This window comes from Ascidiaceihabitans sp., assembly GCF_039986515.1.
Classification (GTDB): domain Bacteria; phylum Pseudomonadota; class Alphaproteobacteria; order Rhodobacterales; family Rhodobacteraceae; genus Ascidiaceihabitans.
In genome coordinates, this window is record NZ_JBDWQO010000018.1 from 104,189 (window position 1) to 119,617 (window position 15,429).

Below are 15,429 nucleotides of genomic sequence, written 5' to 3' on the forward strand. Positions count from 1 at the left end.
ATTATTGCGCAGGAATACGGCGTGCGTCCGCCAGCGATGCAAAGCGCGATGATGTAAACCGGTCACGGTGGCCCGCACGTTGCGCCATACGTTCCCCCAAAATGACTTCTGTTTCGTCGATGCGGCCTGCACGGATGCCTGCATCGATTGTCATGCGTTCGAACACATCGCGCTGTGCGTGGCTGCCGCCGATGGTTTGCATGGCGGGACGTGCTGTCGCCAAATTGACAAATGCATCGCCGTAGCGCCCTTCGGAAAAGGCGTTCAATCCGGCCAGCGCGGCCAAACCGGGGTCCGCCACCCGTTTCGCCATTTCACCGGTGTCCTTGGCATCGCGCAGGAAGCGCTGTGCCATATCGGCTTTGGCATCGGTACGATCAGCGCCCGACAATGCCAGCATATAGTGCAGATCAGCAAAGACCACGCAACCGTCGTCGGTTCTGTTTTGCGCAAAGTCAGCCAATTCTGCCCAGCGATTTCCCACATCAACGCCTTCCAGCTCAAGTCGCATCAAAAGCGATGTGGCGTTGGCGATGTCGCGGTAATCGTCGGTTTTGTCTTCGCGGATTTGCGTGTCATACAAGGACATCACAGTGTCCAGTTCACCCCGATCAAGGTGCAGCAACGCTTTGTGCCACCAGACGTGGTAGCGAAAATTGTTGCAATGCGTCCACGCGCTGGTGTTGTTTTCGATCAGGCGGATACCTGCATCGGGGTCGGCGGTCATGTCATAGACGTGCGCCACGGCATGCAATCCCCATGCGTCATCTGTTGCGTACTGCAGACCTTGCAAACCTGCGCGTTCGGCAGCCGCATATTCACCCGTTTCTTCAAGCGTAAAGGCGTGGCATCCCAAGATATACCCGCGGCACGCGTGATCGCTTGTGTGCGCACCCAAAACACGTTCCACAGAGCGACGCATGCCGGTGCCGTCGCCCAGAATGAATCGAATGGCATGGGACACTTTGGCTGACAATGTGTCGGCGGGGTTCTCGCGCAAAATTGCTTCCATCTGGGCGATTGCAGAGGACGGGCAATCATTCAACCATGCGTCCAATGCCGCGACCCAGCCCCGTTCGCGGGCTGTAATGTCACCCTGCGCCATAGCAGAGCGTGCGCTGACGGCGGCGTCTTCTGCGACCGACCACAATTCCTTGCGTCCCATCATAAGCGAAAACAATCCACGGGCGGCGTGGCCCATTGCAAAACCGGGGTTTGCTTCCAGCAGTGCACCCAAATGAACAGGCGTTTGGGTGCCATGTGACAAGAAGCCATGTACAAGTCCGTTCCAGTTCTCCAGCTCTTGTGCCGAGGACAGTGAAACAGGACTTTGACAAATATCATACAGGGCCATGGGACCACCTTTCTTGGGTATCGTGTTGCACATAGGTCTAGCGGACTTGAGGGCTCAGATCACGCTTCGGGGGGGATGTACACGCACACGTGAAGCGCGATGCTGCTTTCGTGAGTAACATGTCAGCATTCGCAAAAAAACAGGCACAATACCGCCCAAGTTACGGGGAAAAATCCCGCTATTTCGGCGGTTTGGGGTGCTTGAGTGTTTCAAGAACCGCGTCGGTGTCTTGCCCAAAGCGGGGTGGAGGACGCCGATATTGCACAGGTGTGCGGCTTAGCTTCAAGGGATTCGCCAGCAACTGTAGCTTACCGTCCGCAAAGTCTTTTGCAGGGACCGAAATAACGGTGCCGCGCGCCTGCGCCTGATCCGACAGCAGTGCTTCGCTGACTGTGTTGATAGGGCCAACGGGAACTTTGACAGATTGCAGTTTTTCCAGAATTTCCTGGGTGGTGAACTCTTCAAGAGTGGCGCGTATTTCCGGGATCAATGCATCACGGTGTTCGATCCGCAAAGTGTTTGTTGCAAAGCGGGTGTCTGTTCCCAGATCAGGTCGTCCGATGATATCGCAAAACCGCTTAAATTGTGCATCGTTGCCCACCGCCACCAGCACATGGCCGTCGGATCCAGCGAAGGCATCATATGGCACGATGTTGGGATGGGCATTGCCGCGCCGCTCTGGGTTTTCACCGGAGGTCAGGAAATTCATGCCTTCGTTAATCAACCACGACATTTGCGCATCGACAAGGCTGAGGTCGATGTGCTGGCCTTCACCCGTTGCATCGCGGTGGCGCAAGGCCGCCAGAATACCGATTGTGGCATACATGCCGCACATCACGTCCGCGATGCCCACGCCGACCTTTGTCGGCGCACCTTGCGGATCCCCCGTCAAGGACATGATCCCACCATAGCCTTGCGCCATAAGGTCATAACCGGGTTGGTCACGGTTGGGCCCAAATTGTCCAAAACCGGAGATCGAACAATATACCAAGCCCGGATGTTTGGCCCGCAACGTGGCATGATCCAACCCGTATTTGACCAACCCGTCAGGTTTGTAATTTTCGATAACCACATCGGCACGCGCAGCCAATTGGCGCACTGTCTCTTGCCCTTCCGGGGTAGAGATGTCGACCGCGATGGATTGCTTGTTGCGGTTGGCACACATGAAATACGCAGAAAGATCAGTGGCTTTGCCATTTGTGTCCTTAACGTAGTTCGGCCCCCAGCCGCGTGTGTCGTCGCCCCCTGTCTTGGGATTTTCAACTTTGATCACGGTGGCCCCGAAATCCCCCAGAAGCTGGGTTGCGGTGGGGCCTGCCAGAATACGGCTTAAATCCAGAACAAACAGATCACCAAGGGCCGTGGGCGTCTCAGATGCGACCATCATAAGCCCCTTTTTCAATCACCGCAGCAATCACAGTGAACGTATCGGCGGTCTGCGCCTGCTCCAATGCAGTTTGCAACGCCTCGCGCGAATGGACCGTGTGGCCTTGCCCGCCGAATGCCCGTCCCATCGCCGCGTAGTCATGATGGGCGAAATCGACGCCTTTGTTCTGCAGCTGCCTTTGGCGCTGCTTCAACTCTATCAGCGATAAGGAGGCATCCACAAAGACGACAAATATCGTAGACAATCCCAGCTCTTTCGCCGTGCTCAATTCCCCCGTGACCATCAAAAAACCGGCGTCCCCTGAAAAACTGACCACGGGGCGTTCCGGGGCTGCGAACTTTGCGCCCATAGCCAAAGGCACCGCGCACCCCATTGTGCATAAAGCTGTCGATTGCGTCAGGCCACGCGGCTCATAGCATTGCCACATCTGACTAAGCAAAATCCTGTGCGCACCGCTGTCGACAGTGGCCAAAGTGTTGCGTGGCAACACCTTGCGGCACACGTCAATCACCGCGGCCGGTCCCCATGTGTCATCGGTTGGAAAGGCTTTGTTCAATGCGGCTTTGGTGCGTGTCACTTCGCCGCCCGCCCAGGTGCTGTTTGGTGTCGCGGCCTTGTGCAGCGCATCCAGTGTGGCGGGGGTAGACCCGATGATATTCACGGTGGATTGGTGCATGTAATGGTGGTTCGGTTCGGCTGTAATATCTACGACGCGTGTTTGTCTTGGGTCCCAGATGTTTTGCCAGCCGGGGCGCATTTCAATCGGATCATAGCCTGCGCAAATCACCAGATCAGCGCTTTTGATCAATGGCAGCAAATGTGTGTCGGCCAACGGCGACAGGCCCGCGCCGCCCAAAGCCAATGGGTGGTCTTCGGGCAACAGCCCTTTGGCCTTGTAGGTTGTGATGACAGGGATCTGAAATGCCTCTGCCATTGCAGTGATCTGGGGCGCGGCCCCTTCGTTCATGGCATCCACGCCCGCAATCAGAATGGGGCGTTTGGCGTCGGACAGCCAGTCCGCGGTTTGCGCCAGAACATCAGTGGAAGGCACCACCAAAGCCGCCTCAGCGCGTGGGGCAGGCGGCACAGACGGAACCTGGGCCACAGCCACAGAAATCGGCACGTCAATGTGAACCGGACCGGGGCGGCCTTCGGTTGCGATGGCGACTGCCTTGTCTGCAATGATGTGCGCGGCACCTGTATTCAGGGTGAAAGTTGCCTTTGTAATCGGGGCGAAAACGGCCGTTTGGTCAAGGACTTGATGTGTATAGCTTTGTGCGTCGTCGGCATCGACGCAGCCGGCCAGAACAATCATTGGGACGCGGTCTTGATGGGCGTTGGCGATCGCGTTGACACCATTCAAGACGCCTGGACCCACGGTGGCGACCAAGATGCCGGGGGCGCCTGTGCGATGGTAGACACCCTCGGCCATGAAGGCCGCGGCGTTTTCGTGCTTTGCCAGCACAAACCGTATTCCTGCGGCTTCCAAAGCGTCCACAAGGGTTAAGACTTCACCGCCTGGCATACCAAAAGCGATGCGACACCCCGCAGCGTAAAGGCGAAGGGCAAGGGCATCTGCGGCACGGATGGTCTGGGACATGCGAAAAACTCCGATTTGGCTGTGGCACAGGTCGCACAAGAACTGGTGCGTCGGCAAGTGACACTTGTGTGCAGGAATGTTTCAACCTGCTTAAGCGTTTCGCGAAGTTGGGTAGAATTCTTTGATGTTTGAGTGCGGATTCCGTTGGAAGTTAAGGGAGTTACAAGAATTTGCGCTTTAGGCAACACTGATGAAAAAATGTCGCGTGTTCTTGTTTCTGTGTGGTCCAATGCTGGTTGCTATTTTAGCTGGACCTCTGGCTGTAGCGGCAAGGCAGGGGCAGCACGACAGCTTGGGCGTCTATTTGCTTTTGTCGCAAAATCCGGAAGCCACAAGGCAACCATTGCAGATGATGGGCGTCTATCCCGTTGGCCCATCGGTTGCGCGATTTGGTATGCTTGTGACGGGCGATGACGGGGCCGTCCAACAGGCGATGGATGCGGGATATTGGCTGGTGCCAGCACAAACCTTGGCTGCTCTATGCGGATTTGGTCAAGTTGAAGAGGGGCGTAATATTTAATTCGTACACAGCCGGCGAACGCCATGCGGGGTTCGCAATAGGCAGCGGTGCAGAACAGATCGTTCTGGCGCTGACTTGGGTTTTTCTTCTGATTGTGGTCGTCACTGCGAAGATGTTGGGTGCGCCCGTTGCGCCAAGTGGTGGAATTGGTTTGGCGTTTGCGGTCCTTTCGACACTTGGATTGTGGAGCCTTGAAGGAAAAGATGTACGGGCCTCATTGGCTGCAATGTGGCTGGTTGGGCAGGCTGTTGCGTTTACCACTGCTTTTGCAGGGCACGCATGGCAGGTGGACACACATATGTTGTTTTTTGCGTTGCTTGCGGCGACAGGTGGCCTTGGCAGCGTGCCTGCAATTTTCGCAACTGTCGTTGTGATTTTCGAAGCTATGGGCTTGATAGTTGCGATTAAGGCCCGGCAAACATTGTTGGATGCACAAGTAAATGCGCCTGGCGCCTTAAAAACTGCGATGACTTAAGCGACCATTTCGCGTGACAAAGCCCTGCTTGCCCAACGCAAAGCAGAGGCTGCCGTTGCACGAAGTGAAGCAGACGGGAAAGCCGCGCAAGACGCGTGGGAAGCTTCACAGCGCGCCGAGGGCGCCAAGCAGGCAGCCGAGGCCCAAATGCGCGACGATGAAGCCAAACGGCATCTAGCCCTTGAACAGGCGGCCCAGAGTCAGCGCGAAGTTGTCGATGTTTTACGCGATGCGTTGCAAGCGCTACAGGCAGGCGATCTGACGAAACGAATTACGCGGCCTTTGGCAAAAGACTACGAAGATTTGCGTCACGCGTTTAATGATGCGATGGAAGGAATCGATCTGGCGCTGGCAAAAATTGTAGTGCGGGCGGATCAGTTCGAGGCTCAGTCAGAGGACTTAGGTCAAGCCGCAGTCGTTCTCTCTGAAAGTGGCAGTGCCCAGGTCGATATTTTGTCGGATTCAAAAGTTTCTGCGCTTTCGTTGGCCTCGACCATTGAGCGGCTGACCGACATCGTATCGGGCGCCAATATAGATGCGACCGTTGCACGGGAAAATGCAGGTAAAAGTGAACAGGTAACTGCACTTGCCAGTGCATCGATGCAAGAGATCGAACAGAGTTCCCGTGAAATGGCGCGTATTGTTTCTGTGATTGATGAAATCGCCTTTCAAACAAATCTGTTGGCACTGAACGCAGGTGTCGAAGCTGCGCGCGCTGGTGAGGCTGAGCGTGGGTTCGCAGTTGTCGCATCAGAAGTGCGCGCTCTTGCGCAACGTTCGTCCACCAGCGCCAGTGATAATCGTGATCTCATTGAGCGATCAAACAAACACGTGTCAGAAGGCGCAAGTCGCATGACCGATACGGTTCAATCCCTAAACGACGTGGTACAAGCCATTGAAAGTATCACAACGCATATGGGCGCGATCACAGAAAGTACTCAGGAACAAGATCAAGGGGTACGCAAGATCAGTGGATCATTTGCCACTCTGAACGACATGACACAAAAAAACCTGAGTATTTTTGAGGACACGACAAGCTCTACCCAGGCTTTGTAAATCGAAGCACAGGCGCTGGTCGATCTGACCTCCAAATTTGAAATTTCCGGCTCAGGCCATAAAAAAGAAAAGTTGGTCGCGCACAAAAAAGCATCATAGATGCCTAGGAGTTTTCCACTACTTGAATGGAAAACGTACTGCGCCGTGTAAACCGGTATGAACGCAGTACGTTGGAATGTTTAGCGGCGACGGTCGCGTCGTGCGCTCATGGGCTGGAACGCGACACCAACATGGGCTTCGCAGTAGGGCTTACCTTGTTGCACAGGCAGTCCGCAAAACCAAAAATCCTCGGTTGCTGGATCGCCGACAGGCCATTTACATGTCCGTTCCGTCAGTTCCATCAATGTCAGTTTTTTAGCCTTTTTCTCAACAGCGTTCACTTTGGCCAACGCTTCAGGGCTAATCTCGTTTGCTGACGGCTGCGGAGGCAATGGTTGCCCTGCTGGAATGATTTGCTTTCGTGCCGGCAAATTCGGCTTCGGTGAAGCATCAACCGGTGCAGGCTTGATCGCAGGTTCGGTTTTCAATTGCGGTTTTGGATCAGGCTTTGCTTTCGGTGCGGGCTTTGGTTTGGTTTCGGCTTTGGCCGCGCCAGCACTGCCTGCGCGATTGGACAGACCCAAACGGTGCACCTTGCCGATGACAGCATTGCGGGTGACCCCGCCAAGTTCTTTTGCGATCTGGCTGGCCGATTGGCCCTCGCCCCACATCTTTTTCAGCAATTCAACGCGGTCGTCAGTCCAAGACATGCGGCATCCCTAGGTAAAAAGCGGCCCTTCCATGGACCGCTTTGTGATATCATTCAGCGCTCTATTCTAATGGTTCTGAGCGCGGTTACAAGCAGGTCTGCACAAGCTTACGCTTTGCGCTTTTGTAACTGTGCTTCGCGGAAAGCCAAAAGCACCGCGCCAGCCACGATAATGGACGCTCCCAGCACAGTAATAGCATCTGGAATGACGTTGTAGAACAGCCCGTCATACACTGCTGCGAAAATCAGCGTACCGTAGCTGAATGGCGCAACAAAGCTGGCATCTGCGCGTGCCATGGCATTCACAAAACACGCTTGGGCAACGGCCATGAAGACACCGATCCCAGCCAGGATCGCCCACTGTGTGAGTGTCGGCGCTTGCCAGACGAAAAGAACGGCGACCGTGGAAATTCCCACGCCCAAAAGATTGTTGATCCATAAGATCTGCAACGGTGCTTCGCGTCCTGCCAAGCGTTTGATAATAATAAGTTCAAAGCCCAACGCCAAAGCGGCCCCCAATGCCAACAAGGCTGCAGGTTGAAAGCTGTCGGGGGTGGGGCGCAGCAAGATCATCGCCCCGACCAGCGCAATGGCTGCGGCACTCCACCTGATCGGGCCCACAGATTCCTTGAGCAATGGAATGGCCAGAACCATGCCGAAAACAGGGTTCAAAAAGGAGATAGCCGTTGCGTCCGCCAGCGGGATGAAAGCCACAGAAGCGAACATCAAACTGACACCGGCCCATCCCATCAAAGTGCGCGTGGCATGCATGCGCCAGCGCACAGGCGTGAACTGGGGGCGAAAGACCCCAACGGCCATGGATATCACGACAAACGCAAACACATAACGGCCGTGGCTGATCTGCAACGGGTTCATCGCAGGGCCAAATGCATCGGACCCCAAAGCCTTGGCCATCAACGTCGTCGCTGCGATGAATGCAGTGGCAACAACGATCAAGGCGGCGGCAAGCGCTGGATTTTGTGTGCGTGGTTCAAACATAGCGCTGCTATGCGCTTGCGCCTTTGTCAGGGCAAGCGCAATAATTTCGCTATCCTTTGGAAAGGGAGCGGAAAGGGACTGGTCACATCAATTCAGTTCGGTTAAGCAGATCGCATGTCAAATTTACGCGCCATAACACTCCGACGACGTCGTACGTTCGCGTAAGCCTTTTTCTATTCTGACATCGCGCCGTTTGTGCGCATCCCTTCACTTCTAAATTATTGACCCTGCGTTGGCGCTGCTGCACACATGCAACTCATGCCAATGCCGTCTATCCAAAGGATGATCCCATGATCGCTTCCGTTTTGCCCACTTATTCCCGCGCTCCTTTGACCTTTGTCAAAGGTGAAGGCACTTGGCTAATCGAAGCGGATGGGCGACGTTTTCTGGATCTTGGCGCAGGAATTGCGGTGAACGCACTGGGGCATGCGCATCCGAAACTGGTTGCGGCTTTGACAGATCAGGCCGGCGCTTTGTGGCACACGTCGAATTTGTACCACATTCCCCAGCAACAGCAGCTTGCCGATAAGCTTGTCGATAGTACTTTCGCGGACACAGTATTTTTTACCAACTCAGGGACCGAAGCGTGTGAGCTGGCCGTCAAGATGGCACGGAAGTTCTGGTACGAAAAAAATGCGCCGCAAAAGGTCGATATCATTACATTTGACGGATCTTTTCATGGGCGCTCGTCTGCAGGCATTGCCGCTGCGGGGTCTGAAAAGATGACCAAAGGATTTGGTCCGCTTTTGCCGGGGTTCACGCATCTGGCATTCGGCGACCATGATGCGCTGAGCGCGGCAATTACCGACACAACGGCGGCGATCATGATTGAACCCGTGCAAGGTGAAGGCGGCATTCGGCCTGTGCCGGATCAGTGCCTTAAAGGGCTGCGTGATCTGTGTGATGAACATGGAATCCTGCTGATCTTGGATGAGGTGCAGTGCGGTGTCGGGCGGACCGGCAAACTGTTTGCACATGAATGGGCGGGGATCGAACCCGATATTATGATGGTTGCAAAAGGGATCGGGGGTGGGTTTCCATTGGGGGCTGTGCTGGCGACGGAATATGCGGCGTCCGGCATGACGGCCGGCACACACGGGTCCACATATGGGGGTAACCCGTTGGGGTGCGCTGTCGGGTGCGCTGTTCTTGACGAAGTGAACACACCCGAGTTCTTGGCCGAGGTGAACCGTAAGTCTGGATTGCTGCGCCAAAAGCTCGAAGGGTTGGTTGCCGATAACCCTGATGTCTTTGAAAGCGTGCGTGGCGCAGGTCTTATGATCGGAATTAAGTGCAAAGCGGTAAATCTGGACATTGTGAATGCGGGGTATGACACGCAGGTGATCACGGTGCCCGCGGCTGACAATGTCATCCGACTATTGCCGCCATTGACGATCACGGATGACGAGATCGCGGATGCTATTGCCCGGCTTGATACAGCCGCAAAGGTAGTGTCGGCCTGATTTTCTTTTCGCCCAAAATATCCCGGGGGTCCGGGGGCTGCGCCCCCGGGTAATCCCTAGCCAATAGAGACAAGCTATGAACCACTTTTTAGATATCCATAAAACCGAACCTGCTGATCTACGCAGGATCATTGATCAAGCGGGTGCGATGAAAAACGCCCGAATTGGCCTGCCCAAAGCAACGCTTGATGCAGAACAGCCATTGGCGGGACATATGGTTGCGCTGATTTTCGAAAAGCCGTCAACACGCACACGGGTCAGCTTTGATGTTGGCGTGCGCCAGATGGGGGGCGAAACGATGGTGCTGTCTGGGGCAGACATGCAACTGGGGCACGGCGAGACTATCGCGGACACAGCCCGTGTTTTGTCGCGTTACGTCGATTTGATTATGATCAGAACATTTGACGAAACGGTTCTGCTGGAAATGGCGGAATATGCGGATGTTCCGGTGATCAACGGCCTGACAGATCGGACACATCCGTGTCAGATCATGGCAGATGTGATGACGTTTGAAGAACATCGCGGGCCGATCAAGGGCAAGAAGGTGGTGTGGTGTGGCGATGGCAACAACGTATGTGCATCGTTTCTGCATGCAGCTGCGCAGTTCCAGTTTGATTTGACATTTACAGGGCCACGGCAATTGGACCCGGAAGACGAATTCATGGGGTTGGCGCGAAAGGCCGGCAGCCGGATCAATATTGAACGCGACCCGAACAAAGCTGTCGAAGGCGCTGACCTTGTGATCGCAGACACTTGGGTGTCGATGCATGATAGCCAATCCACCAAAGAACGTCGCCACAATATGTTGCGTACATATCAGGTGAATGAAACGCTGATGAGTCAGGCCAAGCCGGACGCTTTGTTCATGCATTGCTTGCCCGCGCACCGCGAAGAAGAAGTGACGTCTGCTGTGATGGACGGCCCGCAATCGGTCATTTTTGACGAGGCGGAAAACCGTTTGCATGCGCAAAAGGCCATCATGAGACATTGCCTCGGGCGATAGTTGGTTTGGGGTTAGCCCATTCAAAGCACGATAACGGCACCTCGAAGTTCAGGCTTCGGGGTGTTTTTCTTTTGTAGAGGAGAAGTAACGAAACTAGGCGAAATATTACCTGATAAAAAAAGTCGGATTGACATTTCTGATTGAATCACTCAAGTATAGGTTCAAGTTCTAGCCACCCCCCAACTTGATGCGGGGAAGCCCGAACATCTCATGATGCAAGGACTTCCAAAATGCCAGATTTGAAAGATCAATTGATAGATTTTGACTTGGGTGACCGTACGGCAGACCGGTTTCAAACTTTGAGCAGATGTGAGCTTGGTGAGCTGACATGTTCGTCGGGGGATACCGCAGGCATTGGCCTTGAAGTGATGCTTGACATGTGCGTGCACAATAGAGTGCCGGGCACAAATCTAACCGCAGAACACATGCGGGGGGCAGCATCATGAGCTTTCACCACCCCAAAGAGATGATGAACCCCTTGCCAGATACGCGGCCCACCTACGCCGCTGAGGATCTGACCAAAGGCAGTGACCAAGCCTATATTGTTTTGGGAACTCAGACATACACCCTGCGCATCACGCGTGCCGGTAAGTTGATTTTGACAAAATGAAACATGTGCATGCCCCGCGCGGTGGAGCGCCTGTCGGATTCATCACGGAACTGGACGGGGTCGAAGCCGCTTCAGTCATCTATTTGCGCCTTTGGTCTGACGGCCCAAAGGGAAAGCATGCAGTTCGGCAAGACTTTGAAACGAGCCTCGGCAAAATGCATGGTCACAAAGCGCTGACTTCGTTTGAGGACTTATATGGGTTATGTGCGCTGCATGGTCGCCGTCCGTTGATGCGTCATGCTGTAAATTGCAAATGCGTTGGTGCGGACGAAGCGTGCTTTGCCAATTTCATTGCAGCCGCTGCAACCGGGCAGCGCGAAGACGCCATGATGATAGCCACATTGCTTGTGCGCCCTGATTTTGCGCCAGTGATTACGGGCTTGGCACGAGATTTCGGGCTGACTTTGATGCGTATGAATGTTCAGGCGCCGCGAACGATGACCTCCGCTTCCAAAGGGCAACCGGGTTCGGGCCTGCAAGCGCAACACCCCGTCACGCTTCACTGATATAAAAAGACCACTTCGGAAACGTGCGTTGCGCCCCTTCAGGTGCGCAGACATTGCCGATGTCTTTCAACCTCCTTCACCCCACCTAACATCGCCCTGATGGGCTGTCAGGACGATGTTCTAAACCTGCAAAGAAAATACGATGAAAACGACACTAATCTTCGTGACGGCCTCTGCCGCAACCTTGTCATTGGCGACCTCGGTTTTGGCACAAGACACAGGGTTTGAATGGGAGGGCGAGATTGAAATTGGCGTGGACAGTACCGTCAGTGCGGATGATCCCGCGGCGGAGATCACCGACACCTATGTATCTGCGGAACTGGAATTCGAGGCGGCCATAACTGCACAGTTCAGCGTGTTTGGCGGGTTGACGCTGGAATCCGTTCTAGATGCAACCGATGACCGGACATTTGATGATTTGGGGCTGTATTTCAGCACGTTGGGATTGCGGTACACATTTGATGACACTCAGATTTCTGTTGGTAAAATCGCGCCTGTTTTCGCCCGTGCCTGGGATGAGGCGCCCGGCTTTTATGGCACGACATTGGCTGAAGATTATGAACTGAGCGAAATGATTGGTGTGTCTCTTGATACCGCGCTTGGAAGCGGAACATTGTCTTTGGCCGTATTCTACGCTGACGACACGGGCCTGTCGAACAGCATCGGAACCAAACGCGGACGCAACAGCACCGTAAATGGCGGGGTTGGAAACACGGGAAAGCTCAACAACTTCGCGGTGCAATATTCACAAGAATTTGGTGACACTTCGGCCTGGGTCGGTGCGCGTCATTTGTCTGCGGGCACGGGGGATGTGTCTGATGAAACAGGGGTCGTGGTTGGTGCATCACACAGCTTTTCAAGTGGCTGGGATGTTATCGGCGAAGTGTCCTATTTTGACGGGGTCGACGGCACGGATGACAGTGCGACCTATGTAACTGCGGGGGCGGCTTACGGTCTTGAAGACTGGACATTTTCCGCCGCAGCGACAGTTGTGAACCATTCCAACGCATCCAATGACAGCCTGATCACACTGGGTGTTGACCGTGCGCTGACAGAGACAATCGAAGTCGGGTTTGGTGTCGCGCGCTTTGACGTGGGGGGCGAAAAATCAACCTCGGTAGGGCTATCCGCAGTCATGTCTTTTTGAATACCCCCATCGGCCTGTGCCTTTTTCGTGGGTGCGGGCCAAGGGGTTGTGAACGCCTAGGATAACCTCCATCGTTGGTTTCAGAAAACGGGATCGGGTTGGATGCACCATATGAAAATTGTAGTGGCAGGTGCGGGAAGTATCGGGTGTTTTGTTGGCGGTGCTTTGGTGCAGGCCGGTCATAAGGTCGCCTTTCTTGCCCGCCCTCGCATCGCAGATGCCGTGGCCAGTAACGGTCTGACGCTGACGGACTTTGCAGGGCTAAACACAACTTTACGCGATCTGGATTTTCAGACTGACCCAAGTGTTTTGGCAGACGCAGACGTTGTTTTGGTTACGGTGAAGTCTGCTGCAACCGAAAGCATGGCGCAATTGATCGCGCAACACGCACCAAAGGCTGCGGTGTTTAGTTTGCAAAACGGGGTGACAAATGTCGCGGCTTTGCGAAAGCATCTGCCAAGGCAAAAGGTTTTCGCGACGATGGTGCCATTCAATGTCGTTCCTGCAGGTGAAGCTGCATTCCACCGCGGGACTTCGGGCGATATTCTGGTGCAGTCAGGGTCGGATCACGCGCTGTCCTCGGCGCATTTGGTTTGGCAATCCGTCGATAACATCGAGGCCGTGCAATGGGGCAAGTTGTTGATCAATCTGGGCAATGCGATAAACGCTTTGTCTGATTTGCCCCTGTTGGACATGCTGCACATGCGGGCGTGGCGCCGCTTGATGGCAGACCAGATGGCCGAGGCTTTGCGCGTGCTGAAAGCGCAGGGGATCACGCCGGCCAAGACAACTGCCGCCCCCGTGAAACTGCTGCCACATATTTTGCGATTGCCCAGCCCGCTGTTCAAGAAAATTGCGGCGCAAATGTTAACAATAGACCCCAAAGCACGGTCATCTATGTGGGATGATCTGACACAGCGACGCAAAACGGAAATTGATGCGTTGCAAGGTTTGATCGTCGAGATGGGGCAACGCGCGGGCATTGCGACGCCGATCAACGCAGCCTTGCAGGTGCTGATCAAAGACGCGGAAGCTGAAGGTGCTGGCCCTCCCGGTCTTTTGGCGCAAAGCATACGCGCACGTATCGCGTCCCCTTGAACCTTTAGACATGTCCTGTCACCGTGGGGCAAAGACAAAGGGCAAAACATGGCAAAAGCAGACATCGGCGTTTACGGATTGGGCACCATGGGCAGCGCTTTGGCGCTTAATCTAGCGGACAAAGGGTTCCAGGTCGCAGTGACCAACCGGGAAACCGATTGGATCGAAAGCTTTGTCGCAGAAGCGCAGGATTTGCAGGGCAACCTTGTCGCCAAACACGATTTACGAGATTTTGTAGACGCCATTCAAACCCCACGCACAATCTTGTTTATGATCCCGTCCGGCGCACCTATGGATGCGATGATTGAAACAATTTCGCCGCTGTTAAGCGAAGGTGACACGATCATTGATGGCGGAAATGCCGATTTCAATGAAACCATACGACGCTCCAAGAACTTTGCCGGAACCGGATTGCATTTTGTCGGGATGGGCGTGTCGGGGGGCGAAAAAGGTGCGCGTTTTGGACCTTCAATGATGGTCGGCGGGACGGACCATTCATGGGCGCAATTGCGGCCGATGGCTGAAGCGATTGCTGCTAAATTTGAAGGGAATCCCTGTGTTGCGCATTTGGGTCCGGACGGTGCAGGGCATTTTGTGAAAACTGTGCACAACGGCATCGAATACGCAGATATGCAAATGATTGCAGAGATTTACGGCATGTTACGCGATCAAGGGGGGCAAGATGCAGCGGCCATTGGTGCTGTCTTCGGGGATTGGAACACCGGCCCGTTGCAGTCCTATCTGATAGAGGCCTCATCAGCGGCGTTGCGCGCCGTAGATGAGAAGACCAAGCAGCCGGTCGTGGATGTCATTCTGGACAAGGCCGGATCAAAAGGCACCGGACGCTGGACGCTGATTGAGGCGCTGAAACTTGGGCAATCGGCGTCTACAATCGAAGCTGCAATGGGCGCACGATCCTGGTCCTCTGAAAAGGAAATGCGCACCGAGGCAGAGGCGCTTTTGGCTGAAACGACGCAAGCTGCATCTGTACCAAGCCTGTCCGATTTGCATGACGCGATGCAGGCAGGTCGCATCTTGGGGCATGCGCAAGGCTTCAGAGTTCTGCAAGCTGCATCCGACGCATTTGAATGGGCGTTGGACATGTCGAAGATCGCGGAAATCTGGCGTGCCGGTTGCATTATACGGTCGGCTTTGCTGGACCAGCTTATGGATGCCTTTCAAAGCGGCTTGCCCCATGGGCATCTGATTTTGGCGCCAGCGATGCGCGAAACTTTGGCCAAAACCATCCCTGCTTTGCGCCGTGTCGTGGCGGCTGCAGCGCTGTCGGGGCAGCCCATGCCCGCCCTGTCTGCGGCACTTGTCTGGTATGACACGATGGCTTTGGGGCGCGGAACGGCCAATATGATTCAGGCGCAACGGGACTTCTTTGGTCATCACGGATTTGCGCGTGTCGACGCGACGGGCAAGCACCACGGAGACTGGGGTGAAGCTTAAAGTCCTAT

The 15,429-nt window shown here is 54.8% G+C and carries 16 protein-coding genes; 11 read left to right on the forward strand and 5 right to left on the reverse strand.

The features are described from left to right. Window position 1: 1 nt before the first annotated feature. The 3 genes from ABJL60_RS18100 to ABJL60_RS18110 form a co-directional block, all read right to left on the reverse strand. Window positions 2-1,354 carry a tetratricopeptide repeat protein gene (locus tag ABJL60_RS18100; RefSeq protein WP_348288496.1) on the reverse strand — a complete coding sequence of 451 codons (1,353 nt, stop codon included), beginning with the start codon at window positions 1,352-1,354 and terminating at the stop codon, window positions 2-4. Window positions 1,355-1,532: 178 nt separating this feature from the next. Further along, window positions 1,533-2,741, reverse strand: coding sequence for a CoA transferase (locus ABJL60_RS18105; protein ID WP_348374214.1), 1,209 nt, complete (start codon window positions 2,739-2,741; stop codon window positions 1,533-1,535). Next, window positions 2,725-4,341, reverse strand: a complete 1,617-nt coding sequence (locus ABJL60_RS18110) for a thiamine pyrophosphate-binding protein (RefSeq protein ID WP_348374215.1) — start codon at window positions 4,339-4,341, stop codon at window positions 2,725-2,727. The genes ABJL60_RS18105 and ABJL60_RS18110 overlap by 17 nt, the downstream gene beginning before the upstream one ends. Window positions 4,342-4,531: 190 nt before the next feature. Here ABJL60_RS18110 and ABJL60_RS18115 point away from each other — a divergent pair, with 190 nt between their 5' ends. The 3 genes from ABJL60_RS18115 (at window position 4,532) to ABJL60_RS18125 (ending at window position 6,392) form a co-directional block, all read left to right on the forward strand. After that, window positions 4,532-4,861 carry a hypothetical protein gene (locus ABJL60_RS18115; RefSeq protein ID WP_348374216.1) on the forward strand — a complete coding sequence of 110 codons (330 nt, stop codon included), beginning with the start codon at window positions 4,532-4,534 and terminating at the stop codon, window positions 4,859-4,861. Next, complete coding sequence (locus ABJL60_RS18120) at window positions 4,839-5,336, forward strand: hypothetical protein (protein ID WP_348374217.1); 498 nt, start codon at window positions 4,839-4,841, stop codon at window positions 5,334-5,336. Before ABJL60_RS18115 ends, ABJL60_RS18120 begins: the two co-directional genes overlap by 23 nt. A gap of 147 nt (window positions 5,337-5,483) precedes the next feature. Next, the gene (locus ABJL60_RS18125; protein ID WP_348374218.1) at window positions 5,484-6,392 is read left to right on the forward strand and encodes a methyl-accepting chemotaxis protein; all 909 of its coding nucleotides are present in this window, start codon (window positions 5,484-5,486) and stop codon (window positions 6,390-6,392) included. 179 nt (window positions 6,393-6,571) lie between these two features. Here the strand turns inward: ABJL60_RS18125 and ABJL60_RS18130 are convergent, their stop codons facing one another. Together ABJL60_RS18130 and ABJL60_RS18135 are read right to left on the reverse strand one after the other, a co-directional pair. Further along, window positions 6,572-7,141: a GcrA family cell cycle regulator gene (locus ABJL60_RS18130; RefSeq protein WP_348374219.1), complete on the reverse strand. Its 570-nt coding sequence runs from the start codon at window positions 7,139-7,141 to the stop codon at window positions 6,572-6,574. A 107-nt stretch (window positions 7,142-7,248) separates the two neighbouring features. Further along, window positions 7,249-8,139: a DMT family transporter gene (locus ABJL60_RS18135; RefSeq protein WP_348288485.1), complete on the reverse strand. Its 891-nt coding sequence runs from the start codon at window positions 8,137-8,139 to the stop codon at window positions 7,249-7,251. 290 nt (window positions 8,140-8,429) lie between these two features. On the opposite strand from ABJL60_RS18135, the gene ABJL60_RS18140 reads away from it, so the two are divergent. The 8 genes from ABJL60_RS18140 (at window position 8,430) to gndA (ending at window position 15,421) form a co-directional block, all read left to right on the forward strand. Then, window positions 8,430-9,602 (forward strand): aspartate aminotransferase family protein, encoded by a 1,173-nt coding sequence (locus ABJL60_RS18140; protein ID WP_348374220.1) that lies wholly within the window; start codon window positions 8,430-8,432, stop codon window positions 9,600-9,602. Window positions 9,603-9,678: 76 nt separating this feature from the next. Then, the gene (gene argF, locus ABJL60_RS18145) at window positions 9,679-10,605 is read left to right on the forward strand and encodes an ornithine carbamoyltransferase (protein ID WP_348374221.1); all 927 of its coding nucleotides are present in this window, start codon (window positions 9,679-9,681) and stop codon (window positions 10,603-10,605) included. 230 nt (window positions 10,606-10,835) lie between these two features. After that, window positions 10,836-11,051 carry a hypothetical protein gene (locus tag ABJL60_RS18150; protein ID WP_348374222.1) on the forward strand — a complete coding sequence of 72 codons (216 nt, stop codon included), beginning with the start codon at window positions 10,836-10,838 and terminating at the stop codon, window positions 11,049-11,051. Continuing rightward, complete coding sequence (locus tag ABJL60_RS18155) at window positions 11,048-11,215, forward strand: hemin uptake protein HemP (RefSeq protein WP_108827535.1); 168 nt, start codon at window positions 11,048-11,050, stop codon at window positions 11,213-11,215. The genes ABJL60_RS18150 and ABJL60_RS18155 overlap by 4 nt, the downstream gene beginning before the upstream one ends. Further along, window positions 11,212-11,721 (forward strand): hypothetical protein, encoded by a 510-nt coding sequence (locus ABJL60_RS18160; protein WP_348374223.1) that lies wholly within the window; start codon window positions 11,212-11,214, stop codon window positions 11,719-11,721. The genes ABJL60_RS18155 and ABJL60_RS18160 overlap by 4 nt, the downstream gene beginning before the upstream one ends. Before the next feature lie 142 nt (window positions 11,722-11,863). After that, window positions 11,864-12,868 carry a porin gene (locus ABJL60_RS18165; RefSeq protein ID WP_348374224.1) on the forward strand — a complete coding sequence of 335 codons (1,005 nt, stop codon included), beginning with the start codon at window positions 11,864-11,866 and terminating at the stop codon, window positions 12,866-12,868. Window positions 12,869-12,979: 111 nt separating this feature from the next. Further along, a complete protein-coding gene (locus ABJL60_RS18170; protein WP_348374225.1) occupies window positions 12,980-13,966 on the forward strand; it encodes a 2-dehydropantoate 2-reductase in 987 nt (328 codons plus the stop codon). A 48-nt stretch (window positions 13,967-14,014) separates the two neighbouring features. Beyond that, on the forward strand, window positions 14,015-15,421 hold the full coding sequence (gndA, locus tag ABJL60_RS18175; protein WP_348374226.1) for an NADP-dependent phosphogluconate dehydrogenase: 1,407 nt from the start codon (window positions 14,015-14,017) through the stop codon (window positions 15,419-15,421). Window positions 15,422-15,429 lie beyond the last annotated feature (8 nt).